Raw genomic sequence first — 22,064 nt, 5'->3', positions numbered from 1 at the left:
TGCTATCAATGGTTAGGTAAATTAATGCAGGAAAAACACTTAGAAGGTAGCGCGAATACCCAGACTGATCTCTCGACCGGTATTATTGATTTCACGCACCAGATTTAAATCCCCCCCAGAGCTCACAGGACCTGTTGTGTAGAGACGTTCATCCTCTTCCGTCAAGTTAATGATCTCAAGGTTCACTTTGACGTTATCGGTAATATTGTAGAACGCCGACATATCTATGCGGGTTGGGCCAGAGGTGTTTTCTGAGTAGTTTCGATCGCTGCCGGGAAGCGCTGTAACATAATCGTCGCGGCCATTCACGACAACACGCGCACCAAACTGCTCCCGCTCAAAATAGATCCCGTAGTTGTAGCTATTTTCTGATAAACCACTCAGAGGGCCTTTAATATCACCAGGGTAGGTAATTTCAGAGTCCACATAGGTGTAATTGGCAAACATACCAAAACCTTCCAACGCCGATGGCAAGAAACTGAATGGCTGCTGATAGGAGATTTCATAGCCATTAAGTTTAGCGCCCTCGCCATTAATCGGAGTAGAAATATTCCACTCATCATTCATGCTAACGCCATTAGGATCAAAGGAAGGCGACGCAGGGTTAGTCTGCGGATAAGCGGTGCCAATAATCGCTTTTAAGTCAGCAGGCAGAACACCAGACACAGTGCTATTGAGAATAAAACTGTCAATGTCTTTATGGAAGAATGTAATTCCCACGACTGATTCTTCAGCAAAATACCATTCAAAACCTATATCAACAGCATCGGCAATGATTGGATCAAGCCCAGGATTCCCCACAGAAATATTGCCGTTAATTGGAGTGGCATTAACCGTAGCAGTCATGCTTGATAAGTTAGGACGCGATAAATTTCTGTTTGCGCTAAAGCGAATAAGAAAATCTTCAACCACTTCCAAGGTAGCATTAAGCGATGGCAACCATTCGGCATAATCACTGCTGCGCTTGGAGGCAACACCACCCGCAACCCCCAATGACTCCACTTCAGTTTCCACATAACGCAGACCAGCATTTACCATTAAGGGCATGCCTGCCAACTCCATGTTTCGGGTATATTCCGCATAAGCGCCAGTAGTGTTTTCCGTTACATCAAAGGTTGATGGGTCATTCGGGTTCAGTGTAAAAGAGCCGGCATTGTAAGCTGCTTTAGTTGCAGCAAAGTCGTTAATCACAAAATCTGTAGGAAAACCTGCCGGTGGATTAATTGCATCACCATACCCCTTGCTCACACGCGACAAATTAGTTACCAAACTGGTGGTTGCAGATGTTATAGGCATAATGGTACTTGTACCCGAGCCTGTACTCACTCTGGCAACAGGATCAGTCAGCGATCCTTCAGTTGGGTCGTGGCGTTCGGAGGTAATATTGCGCTCATTCCAGATGAAACCAGTTTTAATGCTTGACTCTTCCAAGTCCCAAGTCAAATCCGCACGAAAAGTATCATTCTCACGCTCCACAATATCTTTGCGAATAGTAGGCGCAGTGAAATGATAATTCAGCGGGTTGTTAATATCGAACCCATAACTCATTTCGGCTATATCACTATTCTTGCGAAAGTCATATGAGAAATACGTGGGGTTCATGCCATTAATTGCCTGGCGCGTAGGTGCAGCGGCGTTGGTGTAACTTGCATTAAGTGCGTCAAGGTTAAAACGGTATTGCTCTTCGTCATATACAACTGACGCATTACCAAACATAAGATCTAGTTTTAAATTATCGGTTAAATCAAACTTACCCGAGAGAACGACTTGTTCAAATTCGGTATCGCTAAATTGTCCACGGCTTTCTACACGCGGCGTAACACCAGTAAATTCACCTGCAATAGCCACACGGCCAGCGTCGTCAAGCACGATACTGGTAGGTGTTATAGAACCAAACGTGTTACGAAATTGCGCAAAGAAGTTATAGGATGAAACATCTGTCTTCAGATCTGATTTTAAATAATCCAGTGTAAATTCCATCCGATCTGTTGGGCGAAACTGAAACGATCCGGTAATGCCCGTACGCTTCTGATCTGTATTGAACGAATCCATACGCGGTAGACGCGGAAACAACATGTAATCCAACGATTCATTAGTTACTTTTGGATCAGTAGGATCAAGATCCGGATAATTGGCAAGTGGGTTGGGCGTACCGGTGATATCAACGGTAGAATCATTACCTACAAAACTTCTATTAGAGTTATCAAAGGCAGAGGTGTAACGCACTGTACCAAAACCCTCTTGACGAATATTGCGCTCTGACTGCGCAAAACTCACCAACACACCAATCTTGTCATCAGCAAATGTATTGCTGAACATGCCCACAACACGCGGGTCATCTTCGCCGGTTAAATTGTCCACCGCCATGGAGCCGCCAATCACGGCGTGAGCACCGGGATTATCAAAAGGTTTGGCAGAATACAGCTCTACGGTAGAAGCAAGACCGCCCTCTTCCAACGAACCTTTTGCTGATTTATTCAAAATAATTTTGTTAAATAATTCGGAGGCAAACACATTAAAGTCAAATGAACGACCACGGTTTACACCGCCCGAAGAGTCCAAACCACCAGTACTGGATGGCACTTCCATTCCATTTAACGTAGTCGCCGAAAAACTCGGGCCAAGACCGCGCACGGTAATATTTCTGCCTTCGCCGCCTTCGCGGGTAATAGCAACACCAGGTACACGCTGCAGGGATTCAGCCAGATTAAGATCGGGCATCTTGCCCATGTCTTCTGCCACAATGGCATCTACATTATTGGCTGAGGTGCGCTTGGTATTAAGCGCATTTGCCAAGCTGGCTCTAAAACTACCGGTGACCACAATCTCTTCCAGTGCACCGTCCGATGCCTCTTGGGCATAACCATGTATTGGCAATACACAGGCAGCCATTGCCAGCACTAATGGGTTAAGTGTGAATTTACTCATGAAAACTCCTCGTTATTTTTACGTTTGGATAAATTATTAATCCTATTTTCTTATCCATTGCCGTGAGCTTCGATCTTATTTTTATTTAGTAAACAGAGTTTTATTAATGCCTGATAACTTGGTTGATATTATTTGGTGACTCGCGTTTTTATCGGCGAGCTATTTCTTATGTTAAAAAGCCCACGCCTCTTTACAGAGACGCAGGAAGTTCGCTATGAGCGAGAAGAATAAAAAAGCATTTTTAAGCGTGCAATGATTTAGCATATCCATCTCTCTACAACATGAGTTGGGCTAGCAACCTGCAAGTACGAAAGGTGAGCGTATTTATTATTTCGTTACCATTAATACCGCAGACGATGGACTGATTCTGAGCGCATACCATTAACAAATCAAACCAATGGGTATATGAAATGATTTAATTCATGAATCAATCCCATTCATCCAACAAATAGACTAACTGCCCCGGTTACCCCTTAAACTCGGGCAAAACCTCCTTCAAAAAAGTCTCCAAGGCAGGATTGTTATTATCTTTACGGTAGCTATAAACCATTTCCACCGGCTTGGGCGGCGTAGTTATCACCTGGCGCAGAAGGATGCCCTCGAAATGCAGGCTGCTGGCTGATTTGGGGATGAGCGCCACACCAATCCCCGATCGCACGAGCGCCAGCATGGTATGCATTTGAGCGACGTACTCTACGACGTGAGGCAGCACATCGTCCTGCTGAAAACAGGCAGACAAAAGGTTATGGAAATAACGCGCCTCATAGGGGGAATACATCAAGAAGGGTTTTGATTGGAGGCAAGCCAGGGTCGGCTCAGTGGGCCACAGATCGGCATCCTGCTTGGGAATGGCCAGGTAAAGCTCTTCGCCTGCCAGAAATACGGTTTCCAGGTCGCCATCATGGCTGTGCGGGCGAACCAGTCCGACATCCAATGCACCAGCATGCAGAGCATCCAGCTGAGCACCGGTCACAAGTTCTTTGAGGGTGAGCGAAATATCCGGTGCGCATTCGCGCAAGCGCCGCACCATTTCCGGCAAGAGTTGATAACCGAATGACGCTGTAAAGCCAATGGATAGCGAGCCTCGCTCTCCCTTTGCATTGCGGCGCGCTGTTGCCGCCGCCTCTTCCGCCAGCCGAAGAATGCGAGCTGCATCAGGAAAGAATGCCTTTCCTGCTGCGGTCAGTCGTACGGTTCTGCTGGTACGCTCCAATAATTGGGCCCCTACATGATGCTCAAGCAGGCGAATTTGTCGGCTCAACGGAGGCTGAGTCATATTTAAACGCTCCGCTGCGCGACTGAAGTGCAACTCCTCTGCAACAGCTACAAAACACCGCAGTTGGCTAAGCTCAAACATTAATTCACCTCTCGCATCAATTAAAATAAACCAATTCCATATTTAGATGGCCATTTATAAAAATGCAAGCTGTATTTATACGCCAGAGCGCCATGCCTTCATACCTATTTACTACCTCCTATACAAATCAACACCTACCTTCCATACATAACTACTGACGAATAATAGGGCCCAAATATCGACATATATATGCCAAGCTCACACACAAAAAATGACCTGTTTGACAAAAAAACCTAAACCCATTCGACATCAGTACTATTTACGGATTCACACTAAAAATATTTATTTCTAACAACCTCCAACAGTGTCGTCACAAAAACCGCCGGAAATTTCTTTGAAGCGAAAAAATAGAATTCAATTAAAAGCGACAAAAAAGAAAATTTTGACGACAAAATATGTATTTAGTGACAAAACGCACCCAAAACACACAAATTTTAGTGGACTAGCCCACACTTTTTTGTAAGATTTACAAGCAATATACGCAAAGCGAAAAAAACATCTGCTTTCGAGTGGTGTTTATATTTTTCGATTGTTGATATTAGCGACAATAATTTTTATAAAAATATAATTAAAAAGTGTAACCGAGCTGTGAGAGCCAATGCGCTAATCGCGCACAATGCCCCGTAAAGCAATAACATCTGTTGTTTTACATCCTCATCGACCAACCATCGTCGTTTTTGTGCATGCACAGAGCGTAGTGGTTTCTATTGCCTTAAAAATCGCTTTCCAGTTACCGCAACCAGATGCTGCGCCATTTGGTTTTGTGTCACAGAAAAGCGTTAGCGCAATCATTGCACGCGGGTGTTAGTGATTGATTAATAACAACAATAGAAAAACGGATTGGCCAATGAAAACCCTTATTGTTTATGTTCATTTAATTGCTGCGTGCGTCGCGGTAGGTATTTTATTGATACAAGATCTTGCACTTGCAAAAACCCGGGGAAACACCTTGTCTGCACATGCGGTTAGCGAGCTTAAGCGCGCTGCGACCATCATTTCCCTCGCGTTGATTGTGTTGTGGATTTCAGGATTAACGCTGGTTTTGATTGGTTATCTCGATAATCCGCAAGAGTATTTGATGAATCAAAAACTCTGGGCGAAGTTCACTGTGGTGGGAATTCTTACGTTAAACGGTATAGCGCTACATCACTTCAGTTTTCCGCGTGTTGCCTCCAGCCGCGGCATTTTAGGACTGGGTAATATCGAAAAAACATTGGTGGTTTTTACCGGTGTTGTCTCTAGCACTTCATGGTTATTTGCATGCTATTTGGGAATTGCCCGTCCATGGAACTACACCGTGGATTATAGCTTTGTGATGTCGGTGTATTTTATTTTGTTAGCTCCCGCCTGCATCGTGGGATTGACATTTATTCATTCATTTCCACCACCTAGAAAAAGATCGGTTATGGAGCAGCATAAGGAGCCGCCATTACTCACCGACACAATTCAATTGGCTAAACGCATTTCCAAAACCTGAGGTCAATATTTATTTAAACCGCTCGAATACATGCAGTTTCGAGTTCTTTTTACCCGTCGACTAGCGCACCAGTGATTTGTGTTTGAAATTACTTGTACGTTAAGGACGGCCCATTGCCGGGCTCGCCCGGCATTCACTTAAGAGGAAGACACCATGAGTAGTTTCACCGCCTCTGCGATCACCCCGCGCCCAAGGGGCAGGGTTGCTCGATCGCTCTGCCTGCTGGGATTTACCCTGGCAACAGCTGTTTTATCCGCCAAGGTTTATGCCGGTTGTCAGTATGTTGTGACCAACCAATGGAATAACGGATTTACTGCCGCTATAAGAATAACCAATACCGGAACAACCCCCATTAACGGGTGGAATGTTAGCTGGCAATACAGTGGCGATAACCGTTTAACCAGTAATTGGAATGCTAACTACAGCGGCACCAATCCCTATTCCGCCTCTAATTTGGGATGGAATGGCACCATCCCACCCAATCAAACCGTTGAAATTGGATTTCAAGGCAGCAAGGGCAGCGCAAGTGCCGAGGTGCCACAAGTAACCGGCGCAGCCTGCGGCGCGACAACATCATCAGTGCCAAGCTCTTCCGTGAGTTCTTCTGCCAGCTCAATACCATCGTCTATTTCATCTTCATCAAGATCGTCATCGTCGGTATCGAGCAGTGCAACCACCAGCTCATCCTCATCGGCAGTTAATCAAGCCGCTTGGGATTTAAATAGCAGTGCGTCTTACCTGAACTTTGTCACCACTAAAAACACGCACAACGTAGAAGTACATACCTTCACTACCTTGACAGGTGCGATTGGTGCTAACGGTGTGGCAACAGTAACAATTGATCTGAACAGCGTCAGCACCGGTGTTGCACTGCGCGATCAACGTGTGCGTGACTTGTTGTTTGAAACAGTCAGCTTCCCTACGGCAACAATCACGGTACCTGTGCCTGCAACACTGCTGAGTTCGCTGGCATTGGGACAAACAACACAAACAGACGTGAGCGCCAATGTTGATCTGCACGGTGTAACCGTTGCCGTCACAACACGCGTGTCGGTGCAGCGTTTATCCAACTCGCGCATTCTGGTGCAAAGCATGGCGCCGGTACTGACTCGTGCAGGTGATTTCAACTTGACTGCCGGTGTGGAAGCCCTGCGCACGATTGTCAATCTGACCTCGATCAGTGCGGCAGTGCCTGTTGACTTCGCGCTTGTTTTTGACGCGCGCTAATTGGAGGCTAAAGAGAATCTATCATGAAAAATTTACTTAAACTCTCACTGCTCTCCCCGTTCAGTTTGGCACTCGCGCTGATAGCGCCAACCACGGTGCAGGCACAGAACCTGTGTAATGTTTCTTATACCGCAGCAAATAGTTGGAGTACTGGTGCGCAAATTACCGTTGCACTGAAAAATAACGGCGCTGCTATTACTAATTGGGAATTATGCTGGACCTTCAATGGTAATGATGCCATCGCCAATTTGTGGGATGGAACCTTCACTGCTACAGGCAAAAATGTGTGCGTGAAAAACGCAGGTTACAACGGTAACCTGGCGACGAATGCGACAGCACAATTTGGTTTTATTGTGAATAATCCCAGCGCAGCAGCACCAACAGATTTCACACTCAACGGCACCAGCTGTAGTGGCAGTGCAACATCCAGTAGCAGCCCAAGCAGCGTCCCGCCGAGCAGTACCAGCAGCAGTAGCTCAAGCAGCAGTGTTGCGCCTTCTACTGCAGCGCGTTGGTTGTTGGATACCACCAAATCCAGTTTTCACTTTGTAACGGTAAAAAATACCAATACCGCTGAAACCTTTACCTTCACCCAACTGCAGGGAACGGTTGCAACAACAGGTAATGCAACACTGAGCATTCCGTTGGCGAGCATTTCAACCGGCTTTGACATTCGCAATACGCGTATGCAAAACCTGCTGTTTGAATCCAGCTATCTGCCACAACTGCACTTCACTACACAGTTAGATGTCAGTGCATTGGATGCAATGCCTGTGGGCGCCATTCAAGTGCAATCATTGACAGGTAATTTGATTCTGCATGCGGTGAATAAGCCCATCACTTTCGATGCCACCATTGTTAAACACAGCAACACCAGTATCAGCGTATCGCCACGTCGCCCAATCGTTATCAACAGTGTTGATTTTGAATTGAATGCCGGTGTGGAAGCGTTGCGTGTTGTCGCCAACCTTAGTTCTATTGGCGAGAAAACACCGGTGTACTTCAAGATGTTCCTCACCCGTGACAACCCGACCAACATTGCTGCAATTACATTGCCGAGCGCGCCTGCCGCACCGACAAGTTTGATGGGCAATTTAAGTCAGGTAAGTGGCGACACCAGCCTGAACTGGGCTGATGTGAGCACCAACGAGACCGGCTTCCTGGTACGTCGCAAAGGCGCAGATGGCCGCTGGACAACTCAAAGTAATCTGCCCGCCAACAGCTCAAGCTTTATGGAGAGCCTGCTCTCTGTGTATGGCAGCTATGACTATAAAGTCATCAGCTATCGCGACAGCGTGCCATCAGCAGCCAGCAATGTTATTTCTCTGGTTTACTCCAACGGCCAAAGCTCTACCAGCAGCTCCAGTGTGAGTAGCAGTGTACCCAGTTCAGGCAGCAGCCAGTCCAACAGCAGCTCAAGCTCTAGCAGCTCAAATGGCGGTGTTATTGTCGGCGATGCAACCCGCGGCGCAACACTCTGGAATACCCAGAGCTGTGTGGCGTGTCACGGTGTAGATGGTGAGAAAAATGCATCAGGTACCCCTGCTGCGGCACCATTGAACCCGAACCGTTCGGTTTATCGTCACAGCCAGGACAACCAGGATCGCAGCCTGCGCGATTTCATTGCTATGTGGATGCCACAGACAGATCCAGGTAGCTGTACTGGTCAATGTGCGGCGGATCTTGAGGCTTATATCCTGACTTGGCGCAGACCATCTGATGGTATACCGGATAATCCTGTCTCTAACTTCAGTTGCCCCAGCACCGGCCCAACCTATGGCCAACGCACCCTGCGCTTGCTGACCAAAAATGAATACCAACGCTCAGTGCGTGACCTTGTAGGCTACACCCAGGATGTCATTTCACGTTTGCCTGATGATTTTATTGCCGGCTCATTCATGAATAACAACACCCTGATTGTGGATAAGAACCGCTACACCAGTTACATCTCCACCGCAGAACGCATCGCAACTGATGTGGCTACACGCTGGAATGCGGTACTGGCTTGTACCCCAAGTACAACCTGTGCGGACAAACTGGTGAGTGACTTGGCACCGCGTATTTTCCGTCGTCCATTGACTACCGATGAGCAAACCGCATACCGCGGTGTAGCACGTGGCACCACCGGTGGCCGTACTGCTGCCGAAGGGATGGAGGTTGCACTGGCCGCCATGCTGTCATCACCACAATTCCTCTATCGTTCCGAGCTGGGCGAGTTGAGCAGTGGTGGCGTGTACAAACTGACCGGTTATGAAATGGCGACCTTCATGAGCTACACCTTCACTGGTAGCACCCCCAGCACCGAGCTGATGGCTGCCGCCGGACGTGGTGATCTCAATACCGCCGCGGGTGTTCGCCAACAGGCAGCCACACTGCTGAATTCACCGAATACCCGTGCGCTGCTGGGTGATTTCGTGAACCGCTGGTTAGGCACCGAACAGCTTGAAACCAAAGAGAAAACCGGTATTACTAACTTCGCCACTCTGGCAAACGATATGAAGTTGGAACTGGGTAAAAACTTTGCTCAAGCGATGCTGAGCAGCAACTCAACCTTTGCCTCTATCTACAACCCCAGCTACACCTACGTTAACCAACGTTTGGCGAACCTTTACGGTCTCTCCTACAACGCCAGTGGCGCAGATGCTGACGGGTTTGTAAGTGCTAACACCGCAGAGCGCGGCGGGATCCTGATCTCTGGTGCGTTCTTGTCGCGTTATGCCAGTGCGACCGACGCCAACCTGGTGACTCGTGCTGTAGCTGTACGTCGCAAAATGATGTGTCAGGACATTCCCGAGCCACCATCTGGTGTGAGCCTGGACAGAGAAGCATTGGCTGCGCGTGATAAAGAATTCTTTGAGAATCCTCACACCACCCAGCGCATGATCTTTGACCGTATTACCTCTGGCACCAGCTGTTCAAACTGCCACGGCGAGATCATTAATCCGCTGGGAGGCTCCATGGAGAACTACGACAGCCTTGGCCGTGTGCGTGCAGTGGACCTGAAGGGCAACGCCATCAATGCAGCGGGGATTTTCTTCTCGCCCTTCCCACAATTGCAGTTCCTCAACGACCCGGATCGTGTGATTCACTCACCAGCCATCCAATTTAATGGCGGTAAGGATCTTGCGCGCACAGTTGTTGAAGATCCAATGGTATCGAAACTGGCGCAAAGCTGTCTGGCAACCCAGTTTGTCAGCTATAGCACCGGTATCCATTCGATCTTCCTGATTGATTCAACAAGGGATGTTGGCTACCCACGCATCAGTAAAGCGGAAGAAAGCGCTTACCGTTGTGATGTTGCCGACCTGACCAATGTACTGACCGCCAGCGGCCCAAGGGCAATGCTCGAAGAAATTCCTGCATTGGATTCTGTGATGTACCGGCAGGAGTGGGTGCGCTAATGCGCACCCCTCACGCTCATCGCCTTGTTAACGAATTGGAGTAAATAACATGAGATATAAAGACTGCTTCGACAAAGAGCGCAGAGACTTCCTGAAGGTCGTCAAACATGCCGGTATTGCGGCTGGGTTAATCCAAGCCTCCAGCATCCTGGCAGGGGTCATGCTGGCGCGCACCGCGGAAGCACAAACCGGCACGCCCACCAAACACTGCCTGGTATTTTCGGGCGGAGGCTGCCATCCAACCCGCTGGTTCCCATCGGGAAGCACACTACCCGCCCAGTCAGCCCCGTTACAAAGCCATTACAGTCGTATTGCTTTGTTAAGAAACGCCTCACTCAGTGGTGCTGGCCATGGAGTCATGTTTCACCGCTTTAACAACGGTAGCTGGTCAGAGGATAGCTTTGATGTGAACCTCGGACGCACCATTGGTGCCAACTATCCGGTGAAATACCTGAACGTGGGTACCACGGCAGAATCGGCATTGAGTCGCGAAGGGTTTACAGGTAGACCGCTGATTACCAGCCCACAAGCCGCATTGGATGTGCTTTTTTCCGGTGGTGGTGGCGGTGGCGGTGGATCGGGTACTGCGCCACGGCAATCGGTTGTGGATTTGCATTATGCAGCGATCAATAGCCTGAGAACCAAGCTCGGTCAGCATGAAAAGGACAAGCTGGATAGTCACTTCACTGCCATTCGCGAGATTGAAACTGCCATTGATAATGGCAATTCCAGCGGCTCCTGCCCACAACTGTCAAATACGACCGCTAGCGGCTTTGATGCAACCGCCAAGCTGCATGCTGATATTGTGGCGCTGGCACTGAGCTGTAACCTGACGGCATCAGTCTCTATTGCCTTTGGTACCGATGCGCACACCCACTTCCTGGATGTACTCGGACGTGAATCGCATCAGTCACACCACAACCAAGGCAATATGCCAGCTGCCTACACAGAGGACATTGTGTACATGCAAGGCTTGACCAAATACCTGCTGGATAAGATCAATGATCGCGGGTTGTTTGGTTCAACGATCGTGACCCAGGTATCTGATATGGGTGATGCTGACTCACACGGCAATAGCAATGTTCCAATGCTGGTTGCTGGTGCTGGTATTACCGGTGGTCGCGTAGTGGACATTGGCGGCAAAACACAATCCGAGTTGTATCAAACGATTGGCCTTAAATTGCGTGCCGACCAAAGTCCTAACGGTGCTGTTTATCGTCGTTGGGCAACCTCGACACTCGCTGGACTTTAACAGTAGCAGGACATTGTGTTCTCACTCATGTGATGTGGGTGAGAACGCAGTACACACTAAAAAGCCGTTTATGGGTGACCATAAACGGCTTTTTTATTGAGCCACATGCAGTGACTGAATCACAACATTAAATACGCATGGAAAGCCCGTCATGCAAGGCGCGACGACAGGCGATAAACGCAGGCCAGAGCGATAGTAAGGCAGCCGCCAAGAGTACATAGAGCAAGTAGTGCCATTGCTCCCCACTGAGAATGTTGGCCGACAAATGCAGCCCCCACTCCGCCATAATCCAGGGTTGGAATACCCATAATCCGCCGCTTAACAATGCCACCGCGATTCCGCTAGCCAACAGACTCAATAACATCACTTCCATAACCACCAACAGAAAAAGATACAGTGGCCCCGCACCGAGTGAACGCAGGATGGCGAACTCCCGCTGCCGCTCGTTCATTGCAGTTAGCAAACTGGTCATCATACCCAGCAGACTTGTCGCCACCACCAACAGCGCAATAGCATGCAAGGCCAGCTCGACATTACGCATCAACTGCCAGAGTTCGGCTAGCGCCAGACCCGGCACAATCGCTTGCAAGGCTTCAGCCTTGTATTGATTCACCTGGCGCTGCACCGTGAATGTCGCGCTACGCGATTTCAACCCCACCAAAATAGCGCTCAGGCTTTGTGCATGCAGGTTTTCACCAACCGGTTCATCCCCATGATCCCCATGATCCCCATGATGGCCATGGGACGATGCCGCCGGGATATGCACGCCCGATTGCCAATCGCGATGAATCGCCTGCATGCCGGCCAGTGAAATATACAAACTGTTATCAACTGGTGTGCCGGTCGGCGCCAAAATACCACTGACCACAAAGGGCGCATCACGGTGCTTGGCGATAGTTACCTCACCCAAACCATGTGCCAGAACCAGACTGTCGCCGGGTTGATAGCCCAGTTTTTTGGCGACGGCAGAACCGACAACCACATCAAACACCGATGAAAAAATCGCTCCCTCTTTGAACACCAGTGTTTGCCGTTGACCGTAGGCGTAATGTGCAAAAAAATCAGGCGAGGTCGCCACCACACGGAAGCCTTTATGGGAGTCGCCCAACGCGATAGGAATTAACCAGGCCACCTCGCTGTGCTTGGCTAATTCCTCATAGGTATTCCAGCGGATATTGTGCGAGGCAGTGCCGATATGAAATACAGAGTAGAGTAAAAGATTGAGCGAGCCGCCACGGGCGCCAACAATTAAATCCGTTCCGGACAAGGTATTGTTAAAACTGTCTTTCACTTGGGTACGTACATGGTTGATGCCCAGCACCAACATAATACTCACCACCAGTGACAGCAGTGTGAGCAGCGCGGTCCACCGGCGATTCCACAAGCTTTTTCGTGCAATTAGTAAACGCATTATTGCACCTCCCTTACTGGCGCCAATTCGGGTTGATGTACAAACTGCTGGATATTCAATACCCGATCAAAATGTGGCTGCAACTGGCGATCATGACTGACCAATAACAGGCTGGTGTTTTCACCCAGAGCCTCGAACAACACGCGCATAAATTCTTCGCGCAACTCACTGTCCAAAGCGGAAGTGGGCTCATCCGCAATAATAATTTCCGGTGCGCCCAGCAGTGCACGCACCAGAGCCACACGCTGCTGCTGGCCAACACTGAGCTGATAAGCGGCAGTTGTTAATACCGGTGTTAGTTGCAAACGCTCAAGTAATAACGGCATTTGTGTAGTGGCGAGACGCCGTTTTTCAGCGGGTAAAAATGCCATGCGCAACAACAGGTTTTCGGTCACATTCAGATAGGGAATTAAATTGAATTGCTGAAAAATAATGCCCAGGTGTTGCGCGCGAAACTGATCGCGCTGCCTGCTGTTGAGGCGCGTAATATCTTTCCCCAGCAAATGAATTTCACCCTGTGCGGGTGTAATCACACCCGCCACTATATTTAACAATGTGGTTTTGCCCGAGCCTGAGGGGCCGTATAAAAATATTTTTTCGCCGCGCGCAATCTGTAATTGCTCGATGTCCAAACCAGCGCTGGCATTGCCTTTCCATGAAAACTGAACGGATTGCATTGAAATTGCGGTGGAGTCCATAATCAAGCCTTACCTGATCCTACCGTGATAAAAAGATGTTGAGTTGATGCTTATGCAACGCACACCCCCATTGATGTTACTGCTGTTGCTGTGCAGCATGATTGCCACTAGCGCCTTGGCTAACAGCCAGGCAACGACTGTTGAGTGGATCGATTTATTGCCAGAGGAAGATCTGCGCCTGTTGGAATCTATTCCCCCGGTTGATCATGAAGCACTCAGCGACGATGAGCTGGCGCAGGATACGGCACCCAGTGGACTCAAACCAGCGCAAAATAGTTCCGCCTTTGAAGATGAAGTCGCTAATGCCGTGGGTGTCGCTCGCCAACAAGCCGGCGAGCGCAGCTGGCGCGATGCACTTGTTTCCACGCGGGTGCGTAGCGAGTTTAATAACAAGCGCATTCGCCTTGCCGGTTATATAGTGCCTATTGAATACGATCAGCAGCAGCGTGTGATTGAATTCTTTTTAGTCCCCTACTTCGGCGCCTGCATTCATGTTCCACCGCCACCACCCAATCAAATTATTTACGTGAAATATCCCAAGGGATTTCACTTGCAGGAACTGTTTATTCCCTTCTGGGCCGAGGGCACAGTGGTGCTGGAAACCCAGGAAAATGAGCTGGGGCTTTCCTCTTACTCCATGCGCGATGTCGCACTGACTGAATATCAGGAAACAGCGACGGAGGAATCGGAATACCTCAATTGATTACACGGCTCCACACATAGCACCCGCCTAAAATTCAGGCATAAAAAAGCCCCTTGGTGATCACACCAAGGGGCTTCTTATACACCTACTTCATACACGTATTGCTAAGACCTAGCGGCCACCGATGCGCCGTGAAAAACTGATCACCACTACGCGAGCATCGCGATCATAACTATCCAGTGCAAGGTTCAGCGACCAGGGAGACGCAGCAAATTGGTATGTAGCGCCGCCACCAAACGCAACCTGGGTAGAAGTTTGCGAACTCTCGCCAATACGCTCATCGCTGGCGGCCGTGCGAATAGCAGACACCCCCAACTTGGCATACAGATCCCAGCCCGCCAGATCATTCACCAAGGTACGACCTACCATGAATGCCGGTATTTTGTAGCTCACATGGGCGTCCGGAATCAGCGCTTCCAGCGCTGGGTTGGGGTTACCCAAACCCGCATCACCCGCATCCATATAACTCAGCTCCCAGAACCAGTCGGAGCGAATAGCGCGCCCAATGGACACTTGAAAGCCGAAGCTGCCAGCATCATCCGACGACCAGCCATTCACCGAGCCTTCCGGGCTCAGGTGCGACAAGCCAACACCAGCGCCAAGGTACCAGCAACCATCATTTGCCACGCTGGCCCAAGCGCAAGCGGCATCGTCATCCATGGCACTCACCTGAAAGGATGCACCTAACAGGATGGCCATAAGGCCACCCTTCAAGGGTACCGCACGGGCGCGCAGCAAGCGCGGTACACCCAGCAACATTAACAAGCCCAGCAACAACACATTACTCATAGAACCTGCACCTTTTACTGCGGTTTCCAGCCCGCCTTCATTTTGTTCATTGTCTGGAATACCGTCGTTATTGAAGTCGCCGTTTTCCAGTGCATCCGGGAAGCCGTCGTTATCGCTATCGAGATCCAGATAATCGGGGATACCGTCGCCATCGGTATCGCGAATCACTGGCGGCTTACCTGCAATACCGCCTCTGACGACACCATCCACGCTGTCGGCAATACCATCGCGATCCAGATCGATAAAGACATCGATGCGACCGTCATTATTGGCATCCAGCAAGCGCGAGGTGCCCGCCTCAATCAGATCCCATATACCGTCACCATCGCTGTCCAGGTCCTGGAAGTCAGGCGCGCCGTCACCATCGGTGTCGAGTATGCGCAGCAACAGATCTACCGCGTCATGCAAACCGTTGCGGTCGTTATCGATAAAGTTATCGATACGGCCATCGCCATCTGCATCAACCAGGAAGCGCAATCCGCTTTCGATAATGTCCGGGATACTGTCGTTGTCGCTGTCCAAATCCAGGCGATCCGGTACACCATCGCCATCGGTATCGCGGTCAGGGCCGGTTTGATCCGGTGAGCTGAAGCCGTTCTCGATCCAGTCCGGGATGCCATCGTTATCGTCATCCAGGTCAATGGCATCAGGGATTCCATCGCCATCGCTATCCAGGCTGCCGCCGAAGGCACCAATCTCGTAATCAACCACATCCGGAATACCATCGCGATCCACGTCAGTGATGTCATCGATGCGACCATCTTTGTTTTGGTCGAAACGGTCAAAACCTGCATCTACCACGTCAAAGATCCCGTCGTTGTTGCTATCCAGATCCAGATAATCCGGAATACCGTCGCCATCGCGGTCGCGTGGGGTGTTGGTAATCACGCCACCATCGGCCATGCCATCCCAGTTTTCATCAGGCAAGCCCGCTTCGATCACGTCGTAAATACCGTCGTTATCGCTGTCCAGGTCAAGGTAATCGGGGATGCCATCACCGTCGCTATCGCGTGGTTTCACTGCATCATCGATACCGTCACCATTGGCATCTACACCACCGGTTTGGTCAACGTCAAAGGCATCGTCAATACCATCGCCATCGCTGTCCACACCACTGGCACCGGCTTCTACGCCATCGGCGATACCGTCGTTATCGCTGTCGCGATCCAGATAATCAGGCAGACCATCGCCATCGGTATCCACTGGTTCAAAGGCGTCATCAATGCCATTGCCATTCAGATCCACACCGCCGGTTTGATCCACGTCCAGGAAGTCGTCGATGCCATCACCGTCACTATCCACACCACTGAGCGGGATCATGTTGGCTTCGATACGATCAGGCACACCATCGCCATCACTGTCGGGGTCACGGTAGTCAGGGATGCCGTCGCCATCGGTATCGCGCGGTTCAAACGCGTCATCAATACCGTTGTTATTCAGATCCACGCCACCGGTCAGGTCAACATCGATAGCATCGTCGATACCGTCTTTGTCAGAGTCTTTGCCGGTCAATACAACGGGCAGAGGCGCTTCCATATAGTCCGGAATACCGTCGTTATCACTGTCAGTGTCGATGTAATCGGGGATACCGTCACCATCGCTGTCGACCTTGCCTTCCAATACATCCGGTAGGCCATCGTTATCACTGTCCAGATCCAGATAGTCGGGGATGCCGTCACCATCGGTATCGCGATTGGTCGCTCGGCCTTCGTCCACATCCGAGATACCGTCGTTGTCATTGTCGGTGTCTTTGTAGTCCGGAATGCCATCGCCATCCAGGTCAGCAAAGTCCTTGGCATCCAGTGGATTGGTTTTCTCAATCACTGTCTCGATATAGTCAGGTACGCCATCGCCATCACTGTCTTTGTAGGAGGTTGGATCCTGGGGATCACTGCCCTCACTCAACTCGATGTAATCCGGCACGCCGTCACCATCGCTATCCAGGAAGCCACCAGCACTGTCCGGATCGGAGCCTTGCGCCTTCTCAACATAGTCAGGAACGCCATCACCATCCGTATCTTTCACCGACGCTGGGTCCAGTGGATCAGTACCATCAATCTCAGTTTCCACATAGTCGGGCACACCGTCACCGTCGCTATCCTTAAATGACGCAGGATTGCGTGGATCAGTACCGTCGCGGGTTTCGATGTAATCAGGCACACCATCACCATCGCTATCTTTTACCGAGCGAGGATCAGCGGGGTCAGTGCCATCAACCACTTCAACGTAATCTGGCACACCGTCGCCATCCGTATCCTTCACTGAAGTTGGGTCCGTCGGGTCAGTACCATCAACATGGATTTCCACATAATCCGGTACGCCGTCACCGTCGGTATCTTTAAAGGATGTCGGATCAGCAGGATCGGTACCGTCACCTACTTCTACATAGTCAGGCGCACCATCGCCATCCGTATCAGTAAACGAGGTTGGGTCGGTAGGATCAGTACCGTCACGCAGCTCGATGTAATCAGGCACGCCATCACCATCGGTATCTTTAGCGGAGGCTGGATCGGTTGGATCTGTACCATCCACAGCTTCAACATAATCCGGCACACCATCACCGTCGGTGTCTTTCGCGGAGGTCGGATCGGCCGGGTTAGTGCCATCAACTACCTCAACATAATCAGGTACGCCATCGCCGTCGCTATCTTTGGTGGAAGTTGGATCGGTTGGATCAGTCCCCTCAACAACCTCAACATAATCCGGCACACCATCACCGTCTGTATCTTTGAACGAGGTTGGATCAGCAGGATCAGTGTTATCACGGATCTCTACGTAATCAGGTACACCATCACCATCACCGTCTTTAAATGACGTTGGATCAGTTGGGTCAGTGTTATCACGAATTTCTACATAATCCGGTACGCCATCGTCATCCGAATCTTTGGCTGAGGTCGGATCGTTCGGATCGGTGCCGTCGCGCAGCTCGATGTAATCCGGTACGCCGTCGCCATCAGAATCTTTTGTGGAATCCGCATCAGCAGGATCTGTGCCTTCGGCTGTTTCAACATAGTCGGGTACACCATCGCCATCTGAGTCTTTTGCTGAATCAGCGTCAGTCGGATCGGTGTTGTCTACATTGATCTCGACGTAATCAGGCACGCCGTCGCCATCGGTGTCTTTAGCGGAGGTCGGATCATTTGGATTAGTACCATCCACAACTTCAACATAGTCAGGCACACCGTCGTTGTCTGTGTCTTTGAATGAAGTTGGATCGGCAGGATCAGTACCATCCACGACTTCAACATAGTCAGGCACACCATCGTTATCTGTGTCTTTAAACGAAGTTGGATCGGCAGGATCAGTACCGTCGCGGACTTCTACATAATCAGGCACACCATCATCGTCAGTATCTTTAAACGAGGTGGGATCAGCAGGATCAGTACCGTCGCGCAGTTCGATGTAATCCGGTACGCCGTCGCCATCCGAATCTTTTGTGGAATCCGCATCGGTAGGATCTGTGCCATCCACTTCGGTTTCAACATAGTCAGGCACACCGTCATTGTCAGTGTCTTTAAACGAGGTTGGATCAGCAGGATCGGTGCCATCACGCACTTCTACGTAATCCGGTACACCATCACCATCTGAGTCTTTGGCTGAGGTTGGGTCATTGGGGTCAGTGCCCTCCAGACCTTCAACATAGTCAGGTACACCGTCGCCATCGCTATCTTTTACCGAGGTGTCATCGGTTGGATCAGTGTTGTCGATTTCGGTCTCAACATAATCGGGCACACCGTCGCCGTCCGTGTCTTTTGCGGAGTCAGGGTCATTCGGGTCGGTATTGTCGATATGGATTTCAACGTAGTCAGGCACACCATCGCCATCGGTGTCTTTGTACGAAGTGGGGTCGGTTGGATTAGTGCCATCCTGACCTTCAACATAATCAGGTACGCCGTCGCCATCCGTATCTTTCACAGAATCAGGGTCGTTGGGATCAGTGTTATCTATGTAGCTTTCGACATAATCAGGGACGCCATCGCCATCAGTATCCGGGAAATCATCCGGGTCATTAGGATCGGTGCCCGCAGCAACTTCAACATGATCAGGTACACCATCACCATCGGTATCCGGTGCGGCAGTCACGGTAATGCTGAATGGGCCGCGTACCGACGTCAGGCCACCACTGTCGGTGACGCGAACACTGATATTGCTCCAGGTCGCCACGTGAGTGCGTGTAGGAGTGCCGGACAACGTGCCGGTAGCCGTGTCAAACGTGGCCCAGCTTGGCAGGTTGGTTACGGTGAAGGTGTGGGTATCGCCCTTGTCAGCATCCACAACGGTGGGAACATACGAGTAGGTTGTTCCCTCCATTATCGCGTTCGACGGGGCGTTGCTGATGGTCGGCGCATTATCATTCACGTTGGTGAAGAAAATCTGGCCCGGACTTGGAGCTGTCGTATTAGTGCCATCCGATGCGACCAGATCGTAAGACGGTGCATCCTCACTGCCGTTGTGCACGAAGGCCACACGACCAAGGTTGATGTCATCCTGGGTAAAGCTGGTAATTGCTACGGTTGGCGCACTGACAAACGCAAAACGGCCATTGGTTACATTGCTGACAGTGAAGGTAATGGTGTCACCTTCCGGGTCAGCGTAGCTGATATTCTCGTTACTCAGGGCAATCGAGTCGCCTTCAATGAGGGAGATAGTATTCGCCGCTTCCAGAGGTACGCCGGAATAATTACCGCGATCCGGATGCGGGCTGACATGCACATAGAAATCGTTGGAGGAACTGAGGCCAGTCGGATCTTCAACAAAGAGCGACAAGTTACGGTCGCCTTCCCCACGCAACGCAAAGGTATCGCGATAGGTCAAGGCACGCACCAGGGCTTGCAGTGCGTCAATACTGGTTGGCCCGGTGAAATTAATTTGCAGGGCGCGACCTTGGCCATTCAGGGTGGAGTGCACAGTACCAATTTCACTCCCTTCGTAATAAATGGTATTGCCAACGCGATTGATTTCACCCGTGCCATCACCCACCGCATCCACGCCCAATACTTCGAGCTGACCATCGGTGAAAGTGACGTTCAGCTTCAACATACCGCCCTGGAAATCGGTGGTATTGGCATCGGTGACAATTGCATCCTGGTTCGCATCCACACGCACAGGATCAGTGCCGTTATAGAACACACGATCGGCTTCAAGGTTGCGAATACGCGGAGCATTTGGATCGGGAACAATAAACGTAATACCGAGATAATTATTACTTCTGTTGCCATTGCTATCGCGCACTTCAAAAGTAATGGGATAGCTGCCGGGATCCAGACCTGTTCCCATGGCACCCGGCGTAAATAAATAATTATCGGGCGTAGGCTCTGTCAAGGCGCCCTGAATAGTTCCCAGACTTTGGGTGTCAATTGCACTACCGGTAATGCTAAAGGCATAGCTGCTGCCTTTATCGACAATTACATTACGTGTTTCAGGCACACCAGTGGGATAGGTAAAAGTAACCTGTGCTTTATTGACCAGATTAAAAATCAAATCCACATGGGTTTTGGATTTTACTTTTCCGTTTTCATCCACATCTTCCGCCACAATACCGGCGCTGTAGAGGCCGTTTGCGCGAGAACCTGACCCCACCCAAGTGATAACACCAGTGTTAGGGTTAATCGCCAAACCGGTTGGGTTGGTTGACGAACCGCCGCCCAATTCATCGAGGTTTGCCAGGCGATAACGTAGCTTGTCTGAGTTGGGATCACGCGAACTTAATTGATAGGTCCAATCGGCCAGTACGGTCACACCATCGGTCTGCAGCTTGGGCACATCCATAATAATCGGCAGATCAATTTTGGGCGCGAGGTTGCCGTCTTTGATGTTAATACTGGTCTGGATTTTCCACGCACCGTTGGCGTTATTCACCAAATTGCTGATGCGCGCGCTGCTGCCAAACGCCACATTGTAGGTAGCATCAGGATTCAGGTTCAGCGCATGAAATACTTCGGTACGCAGCACATAGGATGAGTTGGACCAGTCGGTACCGTTAACCCATACATAATCACTGGAACCAATTTTGGTGAAAGTTAATGATGGTGAAGTTTGAAACGAAACCGCACTATCAAAACCACCCCACGCCGTGTTGATGGTTAACACCACGTCGTTCTTACCGCCGTTACCATCGATATCTTTGGTCTGCCAGGTCAGGGAGCCGCCGCGAAAATGCGAGGCCCATGCACTGGCGGAAGCCAGTGTGGTGAAAAGCACAAAGCCCGTCACCACTAAAGAAGCAAAATTGCGAATAGAGTTTGCTCTCATAACTGAGAAATTCCCGAAAAAGAAAAAGGCTGTGATTATTGAGTGATGACGCGATACTTGAGTTGGATATCCCAATCGCTACCGACATCTACCGGGTTGGCCCAGGTGAAGCAGTAATGATCAACGGCTTTACTGATAAAGCTATCGCTCAGTTCTTTTGTGTTTTCTTTTTTCAGAACAAAAACAATGGCGTTGTCGGGATGGTAGTGAACATCAAAATTCACCGGATGCTGGGAGGTAAAACTAAACTCGACTTTTTCTCCGGCGCCGAATTGTAAACAGCGCTCCATGAAATAATTTTGTACGCCAACCATTGGCACAGCCTGCTGTTGCCATGCATCAGCAGCAAACGCACCAACAGCACTGCTAGCCGCTAACACAGCAGCCCCCAAGCGGCTGGGTAGCGTATTTTTTTTACGTAGGAATCGAACACTCATATATCACACCAGAAAAAATAAACAGTTGTGGGATATATCGAGAAGAGAACAGGCGAAAAATAATACAGCCTAACAAGCAGACTCTCCCGATACCGGGTTTACACCCATGCTCGGGAGTATAGAGAGAGAGGA

The 22,064-nt window shown here is 50.0% G+C and carries 11 protein-coding genes; 5 read left to right on the top strand and 6 right to left on the bottom strand.

What is annotated here, in order from left to right; translation table 11 throughout:
- Window positions 1-39: 39 nt before the first annotated feature.
- Both B0D95_RS19335 and B0D95_RS19330 read right to left on the bottom strand, forming a co-directional pair.
- Complete coding sequence (locus B0D95_RS19335) at window positions 40-2,928, bottom strand: TonB-dependent receptor (protein ID WP_078045397.1); 2,889 nt, start codon at window positions 2,926-2,928, stop codon at window positions 40-42.
- A gap of 466 nt (window positions 2,929-3,394) precedes the next feature.
- Entirely contained in the window at window positions 3,395-4,285 is an 891-nt protein-coding gene (locus B0D95_RS19330) for a LysR family transcriptional regulator (RefSeq protein WP_078045396.1), read from the bottom strand.
- A gap of 847 nt (window positions 4,286-5,132) precedes the next feature.
- Here B0D95_RS19330 and B0D95_RS19325 point away from each other — a divergent pair.
- The 4 genes from B0D95_RS19325 to B0D95_RS19310 all read left to right on the top strand — a co-directional run bounded on the left by B0D95_RS19325 (window position 5,133) and on the right by B0D95_RS19310 (window position 11,642).
- Entirely contained in the window at window positions 5,133-5,762 is a 630-nt protein-coding gene (locus B0D95_RS19325; protein WP_078045395.1) for a DUF2214 family protein, read from the top strand.
- Between the two features lie 153 nt (window positions 5,763-5,915).
- Window positions 5,916-6,989 (top strand): cellulose binding domain-containing protein, encoded by a 1,074-nt coding sequence (locus tag B0D95_RS19320; protein ID WP_078045394.1) that lies wholly within the window; start codon window positions 5,916-5,918, stop codon window positions 6,987-6,989.
- Window positions 6,990-7,012: 23 nt separating this feature from the next.
- Window positions 7,013-10,390 carry a DUF1592 domain-containing protein gene (locus tag B0D95_RS19315; protein WP_078045393.1) on the top strand — a complete coding sequence of 1,126 codons (3,378 nt, stop codon included), beginning with the start codon at window positions 7,013-7,015 and terminating at the stop codon, window positions 10,388-10,390.
- A gap of 49 nt (window positions 10,391-10,439) precedes the next feature.
- Complete coding sequence (locus B0D95_RS19310; RefSeq protein WP_078045392.1) at window positions 10,440-11,642, top strand: DUF1552 domain-containing protein; 1,203 nt, start codon at window positions 10,440-10,442, stop codon at window positions 11,640-11,642.
- A 127-nt stretch (window positions 11,643-11,769) separates the two neighbouring features.
- On the opposite strand, the gene B0D95_RS19305 is transcribed toward B0D95_RS19310, so the two are convergent.
- Together B0D95_RS19305 and B0D95_RS19300 are read right to left on the bottom strand one after the other, a co-directional pair.
- Window positions 11,770-13,053 carry an FtsX-like permease family protein gene (locus B0D95_RS19305; RefSeq protein WP_078045391.1) on the bottom strand — a complete coding sequence of 428 codons (1,284 nt, stop codon included), beginning with the start codon at window positions 13,051-13,053 and terminating at the stop codon, window positions 11,770-11,772.
- On the bottom strand, window positions 13,053-13,751 hold the full coding sequence (locus B0D95_RS19300; RefSeq protein WP_078045390.1) for an ABC transporter ATP-binding protein: 699 nt from the start codon (window positions 13,749-13,751) through the stop codon (window positions 13,053-13,055). The genes B0D95_RS19305 and B0D95_RS19300 overlap by 1 nt, the downstream gene beginning before the upstream one ends.
- A gap of 52 nt (window positions 13,752-13,803) precedes the next feature.
- Between B0D95_RS19300 and B0D95_RS19295 the strand changes: the two genes are divergently transcribed.
- Window positions 13,804-14,454 (top strand): DUF3299 domain-containing protein, encoded by a 651-nt coding sequence (locus tag B0D95_RS19295; protein WP_246841661.1) that lies wholly within the window; start codon window positions 13,804-13,806, stop codon window positions 14,452-14,454.
- A gap of 111 nt (window positions 14,455-14,565) precedes the next feature.
- Here B0D95_RS19295 and B0D95_RS19290 read toward each other — a convergent pair whose 3' ends face one another.
- Both B0D95_RS19290 and B0D95_RS19285 read right to left on the bottom strand, forming a co-directional pair.
- Window positions 14,566-21,495 carry a putative Ig domain-containing protein gene (locus B0D95_RS19290; RefSeq protein WP_078045389.1) on the bottom strand — a complete coding sequence of 2,310 codons (6,930 nt, stop codon included), beginning with the start codon at window positions 21,493-21,495 and terminating at the stop codon, window positions 14,566-14,568.
- Window positions 21,496-21,530: 35 nt separating this feature from the next.
- Window positions 21,531-21,932 carry a hypothetical protein gene (locus B0D95_RS19285; protein WP_078045388.1) on the bottom strand — a complete coding sequence of 134 codons (402 nt, stop codon included), beginning with the start codon at window positions 21,930-21,932 and terminating at the stop codon, window positions 21,531-21,533.
- Window positions 21,933-22,064 lie beyond the last annotated feature (132 nt).

This window comes from Cellvibrio sp. PSBB023 (assembly GCF_002007605.1).
In the GTDB taxonomy this organism is placed as follows: domain Bacteria; phylum Pseudomonadota; class Gammaproteobacteria; order Pseudomonadales; family Cellvibrionaceae; genus Cellvibrio.
Note: the sequence above shows the minus strand (reverse complement) of the source record. Positions and strands in the feature narration are given on the sequence as shown.